20 protein-coding genes are annotated in these 17508 nt (G+C 67.8%); 2 read left to right on the forward strand and 18 right to left on the reverse strand.

Annotation, left to right across the window (positions count from 1 at the left end):
- Positions 1–57: 57 nt before the first annotated feature.
- From ACYVGD_RS09110 to ACYVGD_RS09140, 7 genes are all read right to left on the reverse strand, one after another.
- Entirely contained in the window at positions 58–975 is a 918-nt protein-coding gene (locus ACYVGD_RS09110) for an LLM class flavin-dependent oxidoreductase (RefSeq protein ID WP_460743027.1), read from the reverse strand.
- The gene (locus ACYVGD_RS09115) at positions 972–1496 is read right to left on the reverse strand and encodes a hypothetical protein (protein WP_460743028.1); all 525 of its coding nucleotides are present in this window, start codon (positions 1494–1496) and stop codon (positions 972–974) included. The genes ACYVGD_RS09110 and ACYVGD_RS09115 overlap by 4 nt, the downstream gene beginning before the upstream one ends.
- Positions 1493–2320 (reverse strand): alpha/beta hydrolase fold domain-containing protein, encoded by an 828-nt coding sequence (locus tag ACYVGD_RS09120; protein WP_460743029.1) that lies wholly within the window; start codon positions 2318–2320, stop codon positions 1493–1495. The genes ACYVGD_RS09115 and ACYVGD_RS09120 overlap by 4 nt, the downstream gene beginning before the upstream one ends.
- Before the next feature lie 11 nt (positions 2321–2331).
- Positions 2332–3117 (reverse strand): SDR family NAD(P)-dependent oxidoreductase, encoded by a 786-nt coding sequence (locus ACYVGD_RS09125; protein ID WP_460743030.1) that lies wholly within the window; start codon positions 3115–3117, stop codon positions 2332–2334.
- 14 nt (positions 3118–3131) lie between these two features.
- Positions 3132–4376 (reverse strand): MFS transporter, encoded by a 1245-nt coding sequence (locus ACYVGD_RS09130; RefSeq protein ID WP_460743031.1) that lies wholly within the window; start codon positions 4374–4376, stop codon positions 3132–3134.
- Positions 4377–4487: 111 nt separating this feature from the next.
- On the reverse strand, positions 4488–4664 hold the full coding sequence (locus ACYVGD_RS09135; protein ID WP_460743070.1) for a hypothetical protein: 177 nt from the start codon (positions 4662–4664) through the stop codon (positions 4488–4490).
- A complete protein-coding gene (locus ACYVGD_RS09140) occupies positions 4622–5089 on the reverse strand; it encodes a DNA cytosine methyltransferase (protein ID WP_460743032.1) in 468 nt (155 codons plus the stop codon). Before ACYVGD_RS09140 ends, ACYVGD_RS09135 begins: the two co-directional genes overlap by 43 nt.
- A gap of 225 nt (positions 5090–5314) precedes the next feature.
- On the opposite strand from ACYVGD_RS09140, the gene ACYVGD_RS09145 reads away from it, so the two are divergent.
- A complete protein-coding gene (locus tag ACYVGD_RS09145; protein ID WP_460743033.1) occupies positions 5315–5758 on the forward strand; it encodes a hypothetical protein in 444 nt (147 codons plus the stop codon).
- A 116-nt stretch (positions 5759–5874) separates the two neighbouring features.
- Here the strand turns inward: ACYVGD_RS09145 and ACYVGD_RS09150 are convergent, their stop codons facing one another.
- From ACYVGD_RS09150 to ACYVGD_RS09200, 11 genes are all read right to left on the reverse strand, one after another.
- Positions 5875–6708 carry a helix-turn-helix domain-containing protein gene (locus tag ACYVGD_RS09150; protein ID WP_460743035.1) on the reverse strand — a complete coding sequence of 278 codons (834 nt, stop codon included), beginning with the start codon at positions 6706–6708 and terminating at the stop codon, positions 5875–5877.
- A gap of 204 nt (positions 6709–6912) precedes the next feature.
- Entirely contained in the window at positions 6913–8361 is a 1449-nt protein-coding gene (locus ACYVGD_RS09155) for an ABC-2 family transporter permease (protein WP_460743036.1), read from the reverse strand.
- Complete coding sequence (locus ACYVGD_RS09160) at positions 8358–9122, reverse strand: ATP-binding cassette domain-containing protein (RefSeq protein ID WP_460743037.1); 765 nt, start codon at positions 9120–9122, stop codon at positions 8358–8360. Before ACYVGD_RS09160 ends, ACYVGD_RS09155 begins: the two co-directional genes overlap by 4 nt.
- 25 nt (positions 9123–9147) lie before the next feature.
- Complete coding sequence (locus ACYVGD_RS09165; protein WP_460743038.1) at positions 9148–9531, reverse strand: hypothetical protein; 384 nt, start codon at positions 9529–9531, stop codon at positions 9148–9150.
- On the reverse strand, positions 9528–10400 hold the full coding sequence (locus ACYVGD_RS09170) for an ABC transporter ATP-binding protein (protein ID WP_460743039.1): 873 nt from the start codon (positions 10398–10400) through the stop codon (positions 9528–9530). The genes ACYVGD_RS09165 and ACYVGD_RS09170 overlap by 4 nt, the downstream gene beginning before the upstream one ends.
- Positions 10401–10411: 11 nt before the next feature.
- Positions 10412–11176 carry a hypothetical protein gene (locus tag ACYVGD_RS09175; RefSeq protein ID WP_460743040.1) on the reverse strand — a complete coding sequence of 255 codons (765 nt, stop codon included), beginning with the start codon at positions 11174–11176 and terminating at the stop codon, positions 10412–10414.
- Positions 11173–11799, reverse strand: a complete 627-nt coding sequence (locus ACYVGD_RS09180; RefSeq protein WP_460743041.1) for a hypothetical protein — start codon at positions 11797–11799, stop codon at positions 11173–11175. Before ACYVGD_RS09180 ends, ACYVGD_RS09175 begins: the two co-directional genes overlap by 4 nt.
- 65 nt (positions 11800–11864) lie before the next feature.
- Positions 11865–12659 carry a hypothetical protein gene (locus tag ACYVGD_RS09185; RefSeq protein WP_460743042.1) on the reverse strand — a complete coding sequence of 265 codons (795 nt, stop codon included), beginning with the start codon at positions 12657–12659 and terminating at the stop codon, positions 11865–11867.
- The gene (locus tag ACYVGD_RS09190) at positions 12652–13212 is read right to left on the reverse strand and encodes an RNA polymerase sigma factor (protein WP_460743043.1); all 561 of its coding nucleotides are present in this window, start codon (positions 13210–13212) and stop codon (positions 12652–12654) included. Before ACYVGD_RS09190 ends, ACYVGD_RS09185 begins: the two co-directional genes overlap by 8 nt.
- Positions 13213–14140: 928 nt before the next feature.
- Entirely contained in the window at positions 14141–14962 is an 822-nt protein-coding gene (locus tag ACYVGD_RS09195) for a LysR family transcriptional regulator (protein ID WP_460743044.1), read from the reverse strand.
- Positions 14963–15007: 45 nt separating this feature from the next.
- Positions 15008–16276, reverse strand: coding sequence for an IS256 family transposase (locus tag ACYVGD_RS09200; protein WP_460743045.1), 1269 nt, complete (start codon positions 16274–16276; stop codon positions 15008–15010).
- 181 nt (positions 16277–16457) lie between these two features.
- Here ACYVGD_RS09200 and ACYVGD_RS09205 point away from each other — a divergent pair, with 181 nt between their 5' ends.
- Positions 16458–17369 carry an alpha/beta fold hydrolase gene (locus ACYVGD_RS09205; protein ID WP_460743046.1) on the forward strand — a complete coding sequence of 304 codons (912 nt, stop codon included), beginning with the start codon at positions 16458–16460 and terminating at the stop codon, positions 17367–17369.
- Positions 17370–17508: the final 139 nt, after the last annotated feature.

The raw sequence follows: 17508 nt of genomic DNA on the forward strand, positions 1-17508 counted from the left end.
GAGCGCTCCGCAGTGATGTTCTGCTGCTCTTCCCTGATCGCGTGGCCCGGCGGTGTGTCAGTCGGTGAGGTGTTCGGCGAGCAGCCGGTAGGAGGTGTGCCGATCGTCGGGGTCACTGGTGAGCGTGTTGATGATGACCTCATCGGCGTGATGCGTGTGTGCGAGATGAGCGATGGTCTCACTCACCTGGTCGGGGGTGCCGGTGATGATCGCCTTTGAGCGTGCCGTGGCGCGGGTGCGCTCGGCAACGCTCCACTGATACGACCGCGTGGTCTCGGCCGACGGGATCGGCCCGTCGTGGCCGAGGTCTTTGCGTGCACGCCACAGCAGCATCGCGTCCGCCAGCTGTTGAGCGCGGTCGGCGGTCTCGGCGGTGATCGCGCGGACGGCGAGCACCGTGTGCGGCCGGTGCCCTGCCGCTGTCGCAGCGTCACGGTAGGCGGCGGTGGCGGCCTCACCACCGCGAGGGACGAAGAAGTGCCCGTGCGCATACCCTGCACCGAGACCGCCTGCCAATGGCGCGGCCGAGCCGCCCGCGCCGAGCACCCACACCCGACCCTCCGGCTCACCCGGCACCGGCGGGTGCAGGTCACCGAGTTCGCGGACGAGCGCGGCGATCTTCTCCCCATAGTCCGGATCGTCCAGCGCGGCCCGGCCGACGCCGGTATCGACGCGGTCGCCGTGCGCGTGGGCGAGCAGGCTCATCACCTCGATGACCTTCTGTGGCGGATACAGCGGGAGCAGGATGCCGCCGGTACCGACCCGGATGGTGCGCGTGCGTTCGAGTGCGAGGGCGGCCATCATCTCCGGGGCGGGGCTCGCGAACGAACGAGAGTGGTGGTGTTCGGCGAACCAGATGCGGTGATAGCCGAGCGCTTCGGCTTCTTGGGCCAGGCGCAGTCCGCAGGCGACGGCCTCGGTGCGGGTCGGGGTGTGGTCGGTGAGCGGGACTTGGTCGAGGATCGACAGCCTCATGCCGGCTGCCTCTCCGTCTCGGCGGGGTACATGGCCGGGATGAGGCGCACGTTCCCACCGACCTGGAACACGAGGTTGTGGATGTCGCCGGCCGCGATGGTCCGCAGCACCGGCACCAGCTCCTCGGCATGGGCGGGTTCGGCGACGTTCAGCGGCCACTCGCCGAGGGTGGCGCCGCGCAGGTGCGGGTGGTGGAACCCCGCCCCGTAGGTCGCGATCAGGCTGATCGGGGCGAGGTTCGCGGCCCGCTGCTCGGCCCACGTCAGCAGCCAGGACGCGAGGAGACCGCCGTGCTGATCGCGGTGCAGGCCGGTCGCGTCGATCTTCCCGGTGCCGTCGAGCAGGTGCTCGTTGAACTCGGCCAGCACCTGCCGTGCCGGGACATCGAGGAACTGGACGGCTTCAGCGAAGGCGGATTCTTTGCCCGCGCGGGTGACGTGGCCGAAGTGGTCACCGTCGCGCAGATCGACGAAGTGTCGGGTGAGCGCCTCCAGCGGCGCGGGGGCGGGGTTCGTGGTCATGACAGGGGTCCTTCCGGGTTTCTGGGGTGGTCCGCAGCGGGCGCCACGGATCGGAGCCGCTTTGGTGGGTTGTTCAGCGCGGCGACAACCGCCGGGAGTACGGAGCCGGCCGGGTTCAGGAGGTCGGCGTGCCCCACGTGCGGCAGCAGGTGCAGCGCGGTCGGCACGGTGTCGGCTCGGAGCTGTTCGGCGTAGGCGGTCACGTCGTCGCGCGCCGGATCGTCCTCACCGACCACCAGCGTGACCGGGGCGAGCCCCGCCAGAGTCGATGCTGCGAGCGGCGTCGGCAGGAACACCGGATCGGGAGCTTCGGCACCCAGCCAGGCCCGCCATGCGGCCCTCAGCTCCGACGGGTTCGGGAAGGCACCGGGCTCAGCACGGTAGGAGGGTCGGGTGCAGCTCGGGTCGAGCGGCGGGTACGCCAGGACCTGCGGCGGCACCCGCTCGCCGGCATCGCGCCGGGCGAGAGCAGCGAGTGCGGCGATGGTGCCGCCGGCGCTGTCGCCGCCCACCACGACCGGCAAGTCCTGGGTTCTGGTCTCAGCCCAGTCGAGTGCGGCGAGCGCGTCGAGGATGGCGGCCGGGAACCGGTGCGCGGGCGCGAGCCGGTAATCCACAGAGACCACACCCCACCCTGATTGCGCCGTGAGCCGTGCGGTGATCGGCGCCCACTGGCGAGCGGAGCCGTGCTGCCAGGAGCCACCGTGCGCCCATACAAGCCAGCCGCGCGGAAGCGCGGGTCGGTGCACGAGCAGCGGCACCTCGGTCCCATCTGTCGCCGTAGTGCGGCCGAGGGTTGTCTCAGGAGCTGTGATCGTCGTCATGAGCGTCCCTGTCAGATCTGGCGGAGTGCGCCGCCGTCGACCGACCACTCCGCCCCGGTGACCTGTCCGGCCCGTGGTGAGAGGAGGTATGCGATCACGCCGGCGACGTCCTCCGGGCGGCCGATCCTGCCGATGGGCAGGCGGCGCTCCTCCCGGATGAACTGGTCGACCGCGCTATCGGGGTCGGTGCCGAAACGGGCGGCGAGCTGGTCAGCGAACCCGCCCGGCGCGTCGAATAGGGCCGTGCGGGTCGGGCCGGGCGAGACGACATTCGAGCGGATACCGGCCGGACCGAGCTCGGCAGCGAGCGACTTCGACAGCGACAGGATCGCCGCTTTCGATGCCGCATACGGGGCCATTGTGGGGTCGGGCATCCGGGCGGCCTCGCTGCCCAGATGCACGATGCTCCCACCGGCCGCTTCGCGCATCGCGGGGATCACGGCGCGGGTGAGGCGGGCGACGGCGAACAGGTTGAGTTCGAACGTCGACCGCCACAACTCGTCCTCTATCTCGCTGAACGAGTCGCGGGTGTCGAACAGGGCGGCGTTGTTCACCAGCCCGTCTACCTGGCCATAACGTTCCACTGTCTCGGCGACGAGTCGTGCCGCGGCTTCCGGGGAGGTGATGTCGGCGGCGACAAAATCGGCGGAGGCGGGCAGAACGCCGTTGCCGGGGTCGCGGCGGGCGACGGCGATCACCGTGGCGCTCTCCTTCGCGAGCTCGTGAGTGGTGGCGAGGCCGATGCCGCTGGTCGCGCCGGTGACGATGACGACGCGGCTGTCGAGATCAAGATGCATGGGTGGTCTCCTTCTCAGAGAGTCGAGGTCTGGTGGGCGGGCGCGTTCGGTCGCTTGGCGGCGATGCGGGCAGTGACGATCAGTGCGAGGCCAATCAGGGTGAGTGCGGCGCCGGTGATGGTCGGGCTGCGCAACCCCCAGCCGGCGGCGATCGCTGCTCCGGCGATGCTGACGCCGATGGTGTTGCCGAGGTTGAACGCGGCGATGTTCGTCGCTGAGGCGAGCGTGGCCGCGCCCTGGGCGTGCCGCATCACCCGCGCCTGGAGTCCGGGGACGGTCGCGAAGCCGACCAATCCGAGCAGGAACAGCCCGATCGCGACCGGGACGGTCATCCCGGCGATCGCGCCGAGGCCGAGGATCACGACCGGCAGGAGGATCGCCAAAATCAGCACCGCCTTGTCTGGGTCCTTGTCAGCGGCTCTGCCGCCGAGGATGTTTCCTGTGAACAGGCCAGCGCCGAAGATCACGAGCAGCCACGGGATCGCGCCGGCGGAGTAGCCGGTGACCTCGCGCAGCAGTGGCTCGATGTAGGTGAACACGCCGAACATGCCGCCGAACACCAGCGCCGTGGTGAGCAGTGAGGCGAGTACTTGTGGACGTGCCAGTGCGCGGAACTGCTGCGCGACGGGCAGCTGGTCCTGTTCTGGCTCGGTCCGCGGCACCAACGCGATGAGCCCGGCCAAAGCGATCAGACCGAGGGCGCTGATGATCCAGAACACGGCCCGCCAGCCGAGCTGCTGGCCCACGAGCGCGCCGGCGGGCACGCCGAGCACGTTCGCGATCGTCAGCCCAGCGAACAGCGCCGCCACGGCCGACGCCTTCTTCGAGGCGGGCACGAGGGAGGCGGCCAGCACGGCGCCGATGCCGAAGTAGCCGCCGTGCGCGAGCGCGCTGACGATCCGGCCCGCGAGCATCACCTCATAGGTCGGCGCCCACGCCGAGAGCACGTTCCCGACCACAAAGAACCCCAGCAGCACCGTCAGCGCGTACTTCGGCGGGCGTCGCATCAGCAGTGGCGTGATGACCAGCGCGCCGGGCACGACCGCGAGCGCGTAGACGCCGACGAGGTGCCCGGCCTGGCTGATGGTCACGCCGAGGTCTCCCGCGACTTCGGTGAGCAGGCCCGCGATGATGAATTCGGTCAGCCCGATCCCGAACCCGCCCACGCTGAGCGCGAACAACGCGAGCCTCGCCCCTCGCTGCGGCACGGTCGCCGCGGTACTCGCGGTGTCGGTTGCAGGGTGAACGGTCGTTCCCATCCGGCGGAGCCTCCTCAGGTGACTTCGGACCGCTCGCATCCTGCGAGCCGGTCGTACATCCACCCTGCTCAGCCCCGATACGACTAGCCAGAACCCCCAGTTGCCTAGCACTCACAGGGATAGGCAGCCGAGGGCGGCGCTCGCGGGGTCGGAGGTTGCGTCGTCGGGGTTGCGGTCGTCATGACGTTGGCCTTTCGTTGCGGGACGGGTGGCGGTTGCAGACAACAGCCCGCGCACGTTCTCGATCACCACGACCCGGGGTTGCAACGCCTCGATCGCGGTCGCCATGTACGACCGGAGCCCCGAGCGGGTACCCGGTGCGAGGCCGCGCCCTTGCCGACGGTCGAGATGTCCTGGCATGGGAAGCCGCCGCAGAGGATGTCCACCGGCGGCACCGTGGCCCGGTCGATGGTGGAGATGTCGCCGAGGTTCGGGGCATCCGGCCAGTGGTGGGTGAACACGCCCGCGACGGCGGTGTTGAACTCGGAGAACCAGACCGTCTGCCCGCCGGTGGCGTGCTCGACGGCCAGATCGAGACCGCCGTATCCGGAGAACAGCGAACCGATCCGAGGGCCAGCCCATCGCGGGCGAGAAGGAGGCGTGCATGAAGGCTGCGGCAGGTCGGTGGAACCCGGCACCAGACCGATCAGAGCCCGACACCAGAGAGAACACCTGCCAGGCGCGCAACCCAGTGACCAGCCGACCCAGCCCATACCGAACGACTGTCAGAAGTCCCGCGAGCACGCCATCCGACACCGGAGGTCGCGCCTCACAACTGCCGTCGCCCGGGGCCGATATCAGCCCCCTCCTGAGCCGCCACACGTCTTTCAAGCGAGGCTCGCCGCGTCAACTTAAGTTGACAGCCGGGGTTCAAGTGTCGTCATCAGCGCACCTGATCGCGTGAGCCCATACCGTAGGGACGGGGCAGGGGCTGGCCCATGACGGTGCTGTCACTGGATCGCGCTGAGCGCTCCGCGATCGCGGACGGGTTTCGCCGGCACCAGGGCCATCGAGTGCCTATCGATGGCGATCTGCGCTCCTGTGCGCTGCCGGAACCTGACGAGACCGATCTTCCTGGGATCACGCCGCAGGGCGAGGAGATGATCGACGGGCACTACGGCATCGCCGAGCCGTGCCGAACGCTCGCGGAGCAGCTCAACGCTGACGGAGCGCCGCGGAGACGATTGGTTCTTCCGAGTCAGCGAGGTGACGCAACCCTAGGGATTGCGAAGGGATGCACCCATCACCGAGTTCCAGGCATTGCGGGTGGACGGTTGCGGGAGCGGGTTGCGCATCTGAGCGAGCGGGTCTACGCCCTCGCGGCGCAATTGGAGGATCAGCAGCATCTCCCCGATGGACTGCGCAAGGCAACCGATCGCTGATCGATGCTGGCGCGGCAGGTCGATCCGTACGCGATGAGCGACCCGACGAGTACCGAGACGCCGCGTGCATCCTTCGACGGCCTCGACCCGTCGCGACGTCGCCGCACGAGCGTCTGTCACATCCGGTGATCGGTGCCGATGGGACGCATGGCGCGATAGCGGCTCGGACTGATCCCGACATGCTCGATGAACGCCTCCGTCGCACGCGACCGGCTCAACCACCCGACCCGCCGGCCAACAGCAGCGACGGGCAGGTCAGTCTCGCGCAGTAGCCGGGCCATCTCCTGCACGCGCAGCATCGTGAGATAGGCGATCGGGGTCTTGCCGTACGCGTCGGCGAACACCCGCGTGAGCTGCTGCGGGGAAAGCCGCACCGATTCGGCCAGCTCACGCAGCGTCCACGAATGCGCGATGTGCTCGTGGAGTGCTTCGCGCGCGAGCAGCGCTTCACGGCGCAGCGGCGCGAACCGTCGAGTACGGGGCAGCACGGGACGTGAGCGTGCTCGCTGCAACGGCGTCAACCGTACGGGGGAAATGCGGACATAGGGGGTGACCACGTCCATGATCGCGAACCAGAGCGCTTGCAGCCGATGGAATCGGCGCTGGAACTGCCCGTCGAGGCTGAGTACGACCATCTCATCCAGCCACGCCATCATCATGCCCGTCCGATGCTCCCCGAGGCGCAGGATCTGCGCTGGATCGGAGTAGACCTTCTCCGCGAAGCCCCTTGCATCGAGCCGGTCGTGCAGGATACCGGCGTGCTGCCAGAACGCCTGATCGATCACGTAGTCGGTATCGGCGTAGATCGTGGTGACGGTGATGTGTTCTTCTGGTTCCGACCCGCACAGCACGTTCGGGCCGAGCAGGATCACGTCTCCTGGCCGGACCGGCTGCTGCCCGAACTCGCTGAACAAGATCGCGCTGCCATCCCGGACGACGATGATCTTCACGCAGTCATATGCCGATGGTCCGACCGGGCGATGCACAGTCTGGGTGCGGGCGAGCAGCACTTGGTAGTCAGCTAGTGCCCATCGAGTCAATGCCGAAGGGTCTGGCAAGCGATTCGGGCACATAACTACGGGCTCCTGCGCGACCTGTTGACCCTGTTCCCGGGGTGGACAGCTCACGGCCGTTCGAAGTAGGTCGCTGACCGGCTACGCCGCTCTCGCAGGGGCTTTGCGCATGGCTTGCCTGCTCATGAACCAGCCGAGGACAGCGAGTGCGGTCGCGATCGACGCTGCGATGAGGAAGCGTTGCGGGGTGTCGGCGGACAGCGGCCAGGCCGTGGGGCCGAGGATCCAGAGCCAGGTGTCAGCGAGGACGTCGCCGCCGAGGGTGACTCCGACGATGGTCAGGATGACCGCGGCGCCGAGTGCCCATCCGGCACCGAATCGGACGGTGAGCCAGAGCGCCCCGAGGGTGCCGGCGATGCCGAGGATGAGCCAGAGCACCCCGGATTGGGTGATGGCGAGCAGGGATGCGGCGTCGCCGTGGCCTCGTCGTACGGCGTTGGCGAGAGCAGTGGCGGTCACCGCTACGGACACGATGCTGACCCAGAGCAGCAGCCAGGTCTGCACGGCGGTAGGAACCGTGACCTTGCGCAGGATGAGCACCCGCCATCCCGGGGTGAGAGCTTGCCAGGTGAGAACGGCGATGACGCAGGCCCCGAGGGGCAACATCGCGTAGGTGTGCAACCCGAGCAGGTATGAGTTCGGGTAGATCGTGGCGGTGGCGACGGCGAGCAGGATCGCGGCAGCGCACAGCGGCATGACGGCGCGAGAACGCATCACGGCACGGATCGCTCCGACGGCGCTTTCCCGGGTGCTGCGGCGCCCGACCGGGCGACTGTCCGTGCCTCGTTCCATGCGAAGGGAGCCGGGCAGCAACACCCGTAGAACCAGTACGAGCGCGGTCAGAAGGACGCTGAGCGTGAGCGCCAGGGCGGGTGATTCGGTGGCGAGCGGATCGCCGACGGCGAGGGGTTCGGCGTTCTGGTGTGCTCCGAGGATCGGGAGCATCGCTCGGACGGCCCAGGTCGGAGGGATCGCGAACCAGCTGGTCGTTTCGGCGGCGAGAGCGCCGATGACCTGCCAGACCCAAGCGGCGAGGAACACGGGGATCGTGCCCCACCGTTCAGTGAGCACAAACGCGAGCGCGAGGAGGCCGAGTGTCGCGACCCAGCAAGCGAGACCGGCCCACAGGAGGCGTGGGATGTCGGTCGGGGCTCCGGCGGCGAGGGAGATCGGGATGACGAGCCAGAACGCGAGCGCGTGGAAGAGGGCGGAGAGCCCGGCCAGGACGATGAATCGCGCGACGATGATGGTGCGCGGGTTGGTGGCTCTCCAGAGGGTGCCGCCGTCTCGGGCGGTGGTCTCGCGGGCGGTGGTAAGGCCGGCGAGGAGCGTCATAAGTGGTGCTGCCATGCCGGTGACGTAGAGGGTTTGCCACAGCAGCGCCGCGCGTTCCTGGCTCTCGGGCGTGATGAGGATGCCGGCAGCACTGATGCCGGCGAGGATGATCCCGACCCAGGGAAGCGCGGCCGCCGCTGACCCCTTCGTGCGGACTGCTTCCGCCCGAATCGCAGAGGTGAGCGCGCCCCTCATGCCGCCTCCTGCCGTGTGACCCTGAGCATGGTCAGCTTGAGGAACTCCTCCTCCAACCGTCCTGGGGCAGCGAAGTCGGCGAGTGGTCCTTCGTAGCGGCAGACGCCGTCGGCGAGGACGGAGATGTCGTCAGCGAGCTGCACGATCTCGCCGAGCTGATGGGAGCTCACCAGGACCGTCCGGCCATCGGCGGCGTAGTCGCGGAGCAGCTGACGCAGCTCAACGATGCCCTGCGGGTCCAGACCATTCTGAGGCTCATCGAGGATGAGCACGTCCGGTTCGGTGAGGATGGCGATGCCAAGCGCGAGCCGGGCTTTCATGCCCATCGAGAAGTGGCGGGCACGTTTGCGGCCCGTGCTCGCGAGCCCGACGGTCTCGAGCACTTCCTCGATCCGTGCACGCCCGACCCCGGTGAGCCGGGCATGCACGAGGAGGTTGTCGAACGCACTCAGGTGCGGATAGATCGCGGGACCGTCGATGCTCGCGCCGATGCGTTCCAGCGCGGCCCTGTTCTTCGTGCCGGACGCCGGGGGCTGGCCGAGCACATCAATCGTTCCCGAGTCGGGCTGCATCAGTCCGAGTAGGAGGCGGAACGTGGTGGACTTGCCGGCTCCGTTGCGGCCGAGCAGCGCATGGACGCGCCCGGCCTGGACACGGAGGTCGAGGCCGTCGAGCACGACCGTGTCGCCGCGCTGCAGACGGACATCGGTGCAGCTGATCGCCATCTGCGGCGCCGGGGCAGGTGCGGGCTGGACTGTCATACAGCGGCTCCTCTCTGGTATCAGGTCAGGCGTCGCAGACGGTGAACGCGAAGGTGCGCAGCGTGCCGATCGAGCCGTCGGCGATGTCGCCGATCGGTGCCAGCTCGGCGTTCTCGTCCACCGAGTTGAGGGCGTACTCGGTGCCGTCGGGGGCGGTGAAGCGCAGCACCGGGTCGCCCTTGCCGTTCTCCTCGCAACTGACGCTGCCGTGGTCGACGTCCAGGTTCCACGAGTGGCCGAAGTCATCGGCCGTGACGTCCTGCGGGTTGCTGGTCGCAGTGCGCGTCGGCCCGTCGACGGGGAAATCCTCGGGGTTCATCATCCCGTTGCATCCCGCGAGGCCAAGGCCGAGCAGCGCTGCGGCACCTGCGGCGGCGGAGAGGCGGATGGTCTTGTGATGGACGTTCATGCGTGCTCCTTCGGGATCGTGAGGGCCATGTAGCCGTCTTCCAGGTTGGGTTCGACAGGGGCGGCGTCCGCAGGCGGAGTGTCGGTGACGATCCGGTACTGCGTGCCGGCCCCGGTCGTGGTGGCGTTGACGACGGTGACGTGCTCCGGCGGAGGTGCGGTCCGGGCAGCCGTGAGCCAGGTGCGGCCGCGGGCCGCGTCGATCAGTCCGTCGGTGGGGCCGTCGTAGCGGAGGCGTCCTTCTCGGAGGACGAAGACGTAGGGGCAGGTCTGCGCGACGTCATCGAGGATGTGGGTGGAGAGGATCACCGTGCGGTTCTGCCCGAGGCTCGCCAGCAGGGTGCGAAACCGCATCCGCTCCTCGGGATCGAGCCCCGCGGTCGGCTCGTCGACGACGAGTAACTCCGGGTCGCCCATGAGTGCCTGCGCGATGCCGACCCGGCGGCGCATGCCGCCGGAGAACCCGCCGACCTTGCGGTCTTTGGCATCGTTCAGGCCGACCTGGGCGATCAGCTCGCGGGCCTGCCGTCTGCGTTCGGTCGCGCTGTCGATGCCTTTGAGCACGCCGACGTAGTCGAGGAACTCGAGCGGGGTGAGGTTCGGGTACGGCTCGACGTCCTGCGGCAGGTAGCCCAGCGTCTTCTTCACCGCTCGGCGCGCACCGGCGCCTGCGAGGTCGTGGCCGTCGATGAGCACCCGGCCCCTCGTGGGCTGGATGATCCCGCACAGGATCCGCATGAGCGTGGTCTTCCCGGCACCGTTGGAGCCGAGCAGCCCGATCATGCCCTGCGGCAGGTCCAGGGTGACGTCATCGAGCGCGGCGGGCTTCTTGCGGAAGTCCTTGCCCAGATGGTCGAGGGAGATGAACATGCGGTTTCCTTTCAACGCTTGGCCGCGCGCCCGGCCAGCGCGGACCCGGCAGCGAGCAGGACGACGATGATGGCGAACTGGACGAGCAGTGAGACGGTCGCCGTCCACGCGGTGCCGTCGAACGCGAGCGAACCGGCGGGCGGGTAGACCGGGTCGGTGTCGAAGTAGCCGCTGGCGACTGCATCGCCGATCACGGTGAAGACGGTGCCGTTCGGCGTGGGCAGCGGGAGGAGCGAGGACGAAAAGATCAGGAAGAACCAGACCAGCACCCCTGCGATACGGCCGAGCGCACGGGGCAGGATCGCGCCGAGCAGCGCCGACAATGACATGGCGATCAGCACGCCTGGGGTGATGATCGTCGCAGTCACCGCCACCGCCACCGGGATCGACCAAGGATGACCGCTGAGCGTCTGCACGACGCCCATGACCAGAAGCACCGCCAGCGCCGGCACGACGACGACGCCGAAGGTGCCGAGGATCCTCGCCGCGCGCAGGGCGAGGGGGCGTACCGGGGTCGAGGCTTCCAGTTCGTTGATCCCTAGCCGCGAGGCGGCGGTGAAGAAATCGGCGAACGCGGCGGCGTAGGCGACGCCGGTGAACATCACGATCAGCTGCGCGGAGAACGCAAGATCCTCGACTCCTCCGGTGCCGGGCCGGGCCGGGGAAATGACCGCGAGCAGGGTGGCGAACGCAGTCAGCGGGATCGCGGTGAACCACAGCGCCTTCTGCCGCCGGGCAACTTTCGAGTGCGTGCGAGCGAGTGCGAGAACCGTCATGCCGCGACCACCTTTGCGATGTTGCGTTCCGCATTTCCGAGCCGGTGCCAGACGGTGACGAGGAGTCCGGCTGAGATGAGGAGCGGGACACCCCGCTGCAGGTGCAGCGGGAGCACGTAGGGGTCCCAGAGCATCGCGAGGAACATCCAGGCCGCCACGATCGCGATGGTGGTGGTCGCTGCCGTGCCCGCGAACGCCGCGGCCACGAGTGCGACGATGATCATGATCACGACCGCGCCGGCGGGCGACGCTACCGACGTCCAGCCTTCGTCGCGGGGCCAGACCCGCAGCGCGTGCAGGGGGAAGAACATCAACACCGCACCGGCCAGCCCGGACAGCGTCACCAGCCCGGCGCGAAGAAGCTGAACCTGACGGAACCCGGTCGGAGTGGACTCGTGCAGCTCGATCAGCGGGTCGCCCGTGAGCGCGACCGCGGCGCAGACGCCGGTGGCGATCACGAACACCTGCGCGAGCCAGTTCACCAGTGTCATCGCCTGCGAGGGCGGCCAGGCGTCGGCGGCGAACCAGCCGGCGAGGGCGACCGCCGCCCCGGCGAGGATCGGCCCGCACAGCACCATCAGGCCGGCGCGTCGGCCCTGTGCTCGGATCGCTGCTCTCGTCACTTCCTGCTCCTGAACTCTTGGGAATCTGCGTCACCAAGGTCAGTAGCGGGGTGAGGCGGATCGGTTCACGCGGATTGCAGTCCGCTGATCGCGGCCCGCCGCGCCGTCGTGACGGCCGCGATCAGCAGGCCCGCGCCCGCTCCCAGCAGGCCGAGCGGGGTCAGCGCGTTCCACAGCAGCCCGGACAGTCCGAAGAAGAACATCGCTTCGGACACCGGAGCGGCCATCGGGATGAGCAGCAGCCCGGCGGCGATGCCGGCCCAGGGTGCGACCCAGATCGAGGCGAACGTCGCGGCTCCCGCGACCAGCGCCACCGGGATCAGCCAGCTCGCGACCACCTCCGACAGGCCGCTCGTATACCCCCAGGCCGATACCAGGCCGGACGCCGCAAGCCCGGTTGCGGCGTCGATGACCAGCACGAGAGCGACCCGCGCGAGCACCACCACCTGCGGGCCGAGCGGCGTCGCCAGAGCGATCGAGTCGGGCCTCGCGGACGACAGCGCCATCGTCACCGTGACCGCGATCCCGGCCAGCATCACCGAAGCGAACCCGGTATCGCCGGCCGATCCTCCCTGCGTCACCCCGAAGAACCGCGCCGCGAAGATCGCCATCATCACCGTCACCAAGGCGACCGGCAGGATCAGCCACGGCACGACCCGCACCTGCGCCCACGTCAGAATCGCTGCCAGCTTTGCGCTCCGCCGCGCAGACCACAGGGGAGCATCCATCGGAGACGGCGCGCTCGCGATCCGGCGCCGGATCAGATCGAACGCGGGCGCCTGGCCCTGTTCGCTCTCCCAGCGGCGCAGGACCTCACGGAAGGCGTCATCGCCGCCGGTGTCAGCACTGTGCTCAGTCATCGTTCCTCCTCAACTCCTCGCGCAGCAGGCGCCGGGCGCGAGACACCCGGCTCTTCACCGTTCCCCGTGGGATGCCCACCAGCTCTGCGATGTCCTCGTACGGCAGCTCGTGCACCCAGGCCAGCCGCACGACCTCGCTCAGATCGGCGGGAAGCGCTCGTAACGCCGCGAGGAGCGCTTGGGTCTCCTCGGCGGACACCGCCAGATCGGCAGGATCGCTGTCGTCCGCGGGGAGCGCGTATTCGGATTCGAGCGGCACCTGAGGGAGACGCTTACGCCGGGTGTGCGAGTAGATCTGCCGCTTCGCGATCCCCAGCAGCCAGGTCAGTACCCGACTGTCGTGCCGGAACGCGCGCGCCGATCGCCAGCACCCCAGCCACACGTCGGCGCTGACCTCCTCCGCCACCCCGCGGTCCGGGGTGCGGGCCACGACGAAGCCGAACACCACGGACGCGTAGCGGGCATGGAGTTCAGCGAGGGCGCGCTCATCGGCAGCACCGATCCGGACGAGCAACGCCTCATCCGTCTCGATCTCCGAGCCTGACCACGCCACGCTGTACTCTCCGCCTCCTACGAGCTCGCGCTGCCCATCGCAGCTCTCACCCAGTCAGTAGCGCCCACAGGCCTACCGGTTCACTAGCACCGATCGGCCAAGGACGAACGACTCGCCTCCAACGTAAGCCGCCCGTTCGCGGCGTCACGTCGCACTCAAGTACCGTCCGCATCATCCGCGAGCATGAGCGCGACCCCGACCCCAAGGGGCTCACGAGGTGCCGCCGATCGTGCTGGGCATCCGGGCGGTCTCGGTGAACTGGGCCTGAATGTTCGCGACCTGCTTGCGGCCCGCGACGGTGCACTGACGATGTCACCGCGCTGGTGAGCGCCTATTCGGCGGCCAGGCGAGAGACAACTCTGAGCGATCAACCACGCCCTGACACACAGAACAGGGCACGCCGTGGGGTAGTGAAAGTAGTCACGTCCAGGTTGGCTCGATTCTGCATTTCTCAGGCTACTGCGACCTCTGGTCCTGCCGGCTTTGTGCGAGTCCGGCGAGTACGACGATGGCTCCGGCGATCCACGAGAGTCCGGCGGCGAGCCCGGTCCCGGGTTGATGGGGCAGCGGGCTGCCCGTGGCGTGTATTGCGCTGAGGCCTCCGATAGCGACGCCTGCGCTGGTACCGAGTTGCCGGAGCACATTGTCCAGGGCGCCGGCGAGTCCGGAGCGGCTCGGCCAGGCGGCCACAGTCTCGCCGGGGATGGCTGCGGGCATCAGGACTAGGCCGAGGCCGATGCCCAGCGGTCAGTGGGTCGGACCGGGCACGCCGGGTATGCGGCCGAGCGTGAGGGGGCCTCGAAAAGAATAGATGACGCTTCTATGAGCGGCAGTGGCAATCGTCCGCATCCGAGCTTGAGATCCAGGAAGGCGTGACACCAAGCTGCAGACTGCAGGCGAAGTCAATCTAGGAATCATGCCCCGTAACTCACGACATGCTCTCCCTAAGAGACTGGGCAATCCTCAACGCTTCCAATTGCCGCTCCACTCTGTAAGCCAGCACCAGTCGGAGCGGCGGAACACTGCTCGTCTCTATCTCCGCATTGCGCAGAAGGGCCCGCGGGAGAAGTGTCACGCCTAGGCCCGCGGAAACACATCCAACAATCGCCTCGACTGAGCCAAGCCGTGCGAAGTCCAGTCCCCACTTGCGGGCCGCGTCGATGGCCCTGAGTCTGCTCGTGCACACGCATCCGTCTCCGAACCCGAATGCGTGGCGCAGGCTTCCAGGCTCGGTTCCGATGGGCCACGCGAGCGCCAGTGGCAGCTCTCCGAGCATCGCCTGTGCCCGATCACCCAACTGGCCGTTCGCCGAGACGATTGCGGCGTCGAGCGCTCCATCGTCTATCGCATCGAGCAGTTCAGACGTCGTCCCGGTTCTCAAGCGGATCTCCGGAGGCGACTCCGCAGAAATGGCTTTGGCTATCGCGCCGGGTACAACGGTGGCCGCGGCGATGTCTGTCGCTCCCAGCTCGAGCGGCTCTCGCGTGAGCTCGAGCGTCCCAGTGGTCGCAGCTCGAGCTTCGACCACGAGCTCCGCAATACGCCGAGTGTAAGGGAGTAGGCGCGCCCCTGCCGCGGTCGGAGTGACCCCGCGCGGAAGACGCTCGAACAGTGACGTTCCCACCGACGCTTCGACCGATGCCAGCCTCGCCGAGACCGCCGACTGTGCCACGCCCAGACGTTCCGCAGCCCCGGATATAGACCCGGCCTCGGCGATAGCGCGAACAGCGTCCAGTGACTTCAAGTCCATCTAGCCATCTTAGAGGTCAAGTCCCTTTGAGTGGTGGCTTTTGGGTCAGGCGGTCATGAGGAGCCGGCTGGCGGTCTCGGGGGTGTCGGTGGTGAGCATGTCGGCAAGGCGGCGGAGGGAGATGTCACTGATGTAGCGACGCTCGCCGTACTGCCATTCCTCGTGCTGGTCTTGGAGGACGGCCCCGACGAGGCGGGTTGCGGAGTCTCGGCCCGGGAAGATCTGGACCACGTCTGCGCGGCGCTTGATCTCACGGTTCACACGCTCGATGGGATTGTTCGACCAGATCTTGCGCCAGTGCTCGACCGGGAACGCAGCGAACGCGGTCAGGTCCGCCTCGGCGTCCTTCAGCATCGCCGCGATCTTCGGGAACGAGCTCTCGAGCGAGGTAGTGACCTGCTGGAACGAGTCCCGGACGGTCTCCGGGCTGGTCTGGGCGAAGATCGTGGAGACCAGGGCGTTGACGGGCTTGGAGCGCGCAGAGCCCAGCGTCTGGGTGATGTTGCGGGCGAAATGGACCCGGCAGCGCTGCCATGACGCGCCGGGCAGCACGGCTTTGATCGCGTGCTTCAACCCGGAGTGCGCGTCGCTGGTCACCATAAGCACGCCCTCGGGCGCGGCGGGCGTGGAGATCGTCAGACCGCGTTCGCGCAGGCTGCGGAGGAACTCGGTCCAGAAGTCGGTGGTCTCCGCGTCACCGATCGCCATGCCGAGCACTTCCCGGTGACCGGTCGCGGCAACGCCCGTGGCGACCACGACGGCTTGGGAGACGACGCGCCCGCCCTGGCGGATGTCGAGATAGGTCGCGTCCAGGAACAGGTAGGGGAACCAGGTGTGGTCCAGGCGGCGGTGGAGGAACTCCGCGACGACCTCGTCGATCTCGCCGCAGATCCTCGAGACCTGGGACTTGCTGATCCCGGACTCGTTGCCCAGCGCCCGCACGAGATCCTCGACTTTGCGGGTGGAGACGCCGTCGATCCAGGCCGTGCAGATCACCGCCCAGAGCGCTTTGTCGACCCGGCGACGAGGATGCAGCAGCGCGGGATAGAACGACCCGGCTCGCAGCTTCGGAATCGCCAGATCCAGCTCCCCGGCAGGGGTGGCCAGACGTTTTGCCCTGGTGCCGTTACGGCGCGTCGAGCGGGACGGAGAGCGTTCGTAACGGTCAGCACCGATCTTCACAGACGCTTCGGCATCGATGAGGTCCTGGAGCCCGGCCTGGAGAAGCCGGCGGAACAGTTCCTCGTGAGCGAGGTCGGGGTCCTGGAGCAGTTCACTGACGAGAGCAGACAGGGCAGACTGGTGACGGGTCATCGCGGGTCCCTATTTCTTGGTCGATGTGGGAGGTCCCGCGATGACCCTTCATCGCCTACCAGCAGCTCCACGCCACCCCGGGATTGCCACCACGCTAGGGGACACACCCATCTTAGAAACAGATGCCTGCCCCCTCAAGACACATATAGTTCCGATGGCTGTCCGTCACTAGCGTGGGCTCATGTCCACCTTGAAGAGCGCATTCGCGCGTACCAGCATTCTCGATATCGCCTACGAAGAAAGCGGTTCTCCGGACGATACGCCAGTGATCCTCCTGCATGGTTGGCCGGATGACGCACGGACCTGGGATGGAGTCGTGGGATCTCTCACCGCCGCGGGATACCGTGTTCTGGTCCCGTTCCTGCGCGGGTGTGGACCGACGAGATTTCTCGACGATGCGCGCCCTCGTTCAGGAAGCCGTTACGCGTTGGCCTCGGACCTGTTCGAGTTCATGGACACACTCGAAATCCGGCGAGCGGTCATCGTCGGCCATGATTGGGGCGCTCGAGTCGCGTATCTCGCTGCCGGCCTCGCACCCGAGCGCATTCTCGCGTGCGTTGCCATCTCGGTCGGATGGGGAACAGACTCAGCTACTCAGCCCATGAGCATCGAGCAGTGTCACAACTACTGGTATCACTGGCTCATGGCACTTCCCCGCGGGGAGGCGCTAGTACGGCATCACCGTGATGAGTTCACCCGGTACATCTGGAAGCTCTGGTCTCCGGAATCCTCGTTGTCTGAGGTCGGGTTCGAGCAGACCTTCCCCTCGTTCGAGAACCCGGATTGGGCTGACGTCACGATGCACTCCTACCGAGCCCGGTGGGGATTCGCGCCTGAGGATCCGCACTACAGCGAAATACAGGAACGTGCGATGAAAATCGAGCGTATCGCGGTTCCCACGCTTGTCCTACACGGCGCAGATGACCCATGTAACTCGCCCGTCACCTCGCTCCATCGAGAGGAGCACTTCGCCGGCGCGTACGAACGAGTGGTCATCGACGGTGCGGGGCACTTCCCCCAGAGAACCGCAGCAGCCGAAGTCAGTCGACTTCTCGAGGGCTTCCTGATCGAACACGCCCCACTGACATCGTGACGTAACCGAGACTTCACCCCTCTACAGATCGCCGCGACGTCCTCCGGCCCTGCCGTGCATCCGCTTCGTGAGTACCCGCGGATACACCAGCTGGCCGTTGCTTGTGCTGCCGTGCGCGAAGAATCCCATCGCTGACATC

Source organism: Mariniluteicoccus endophyticus, assembly GCF_054780035.1.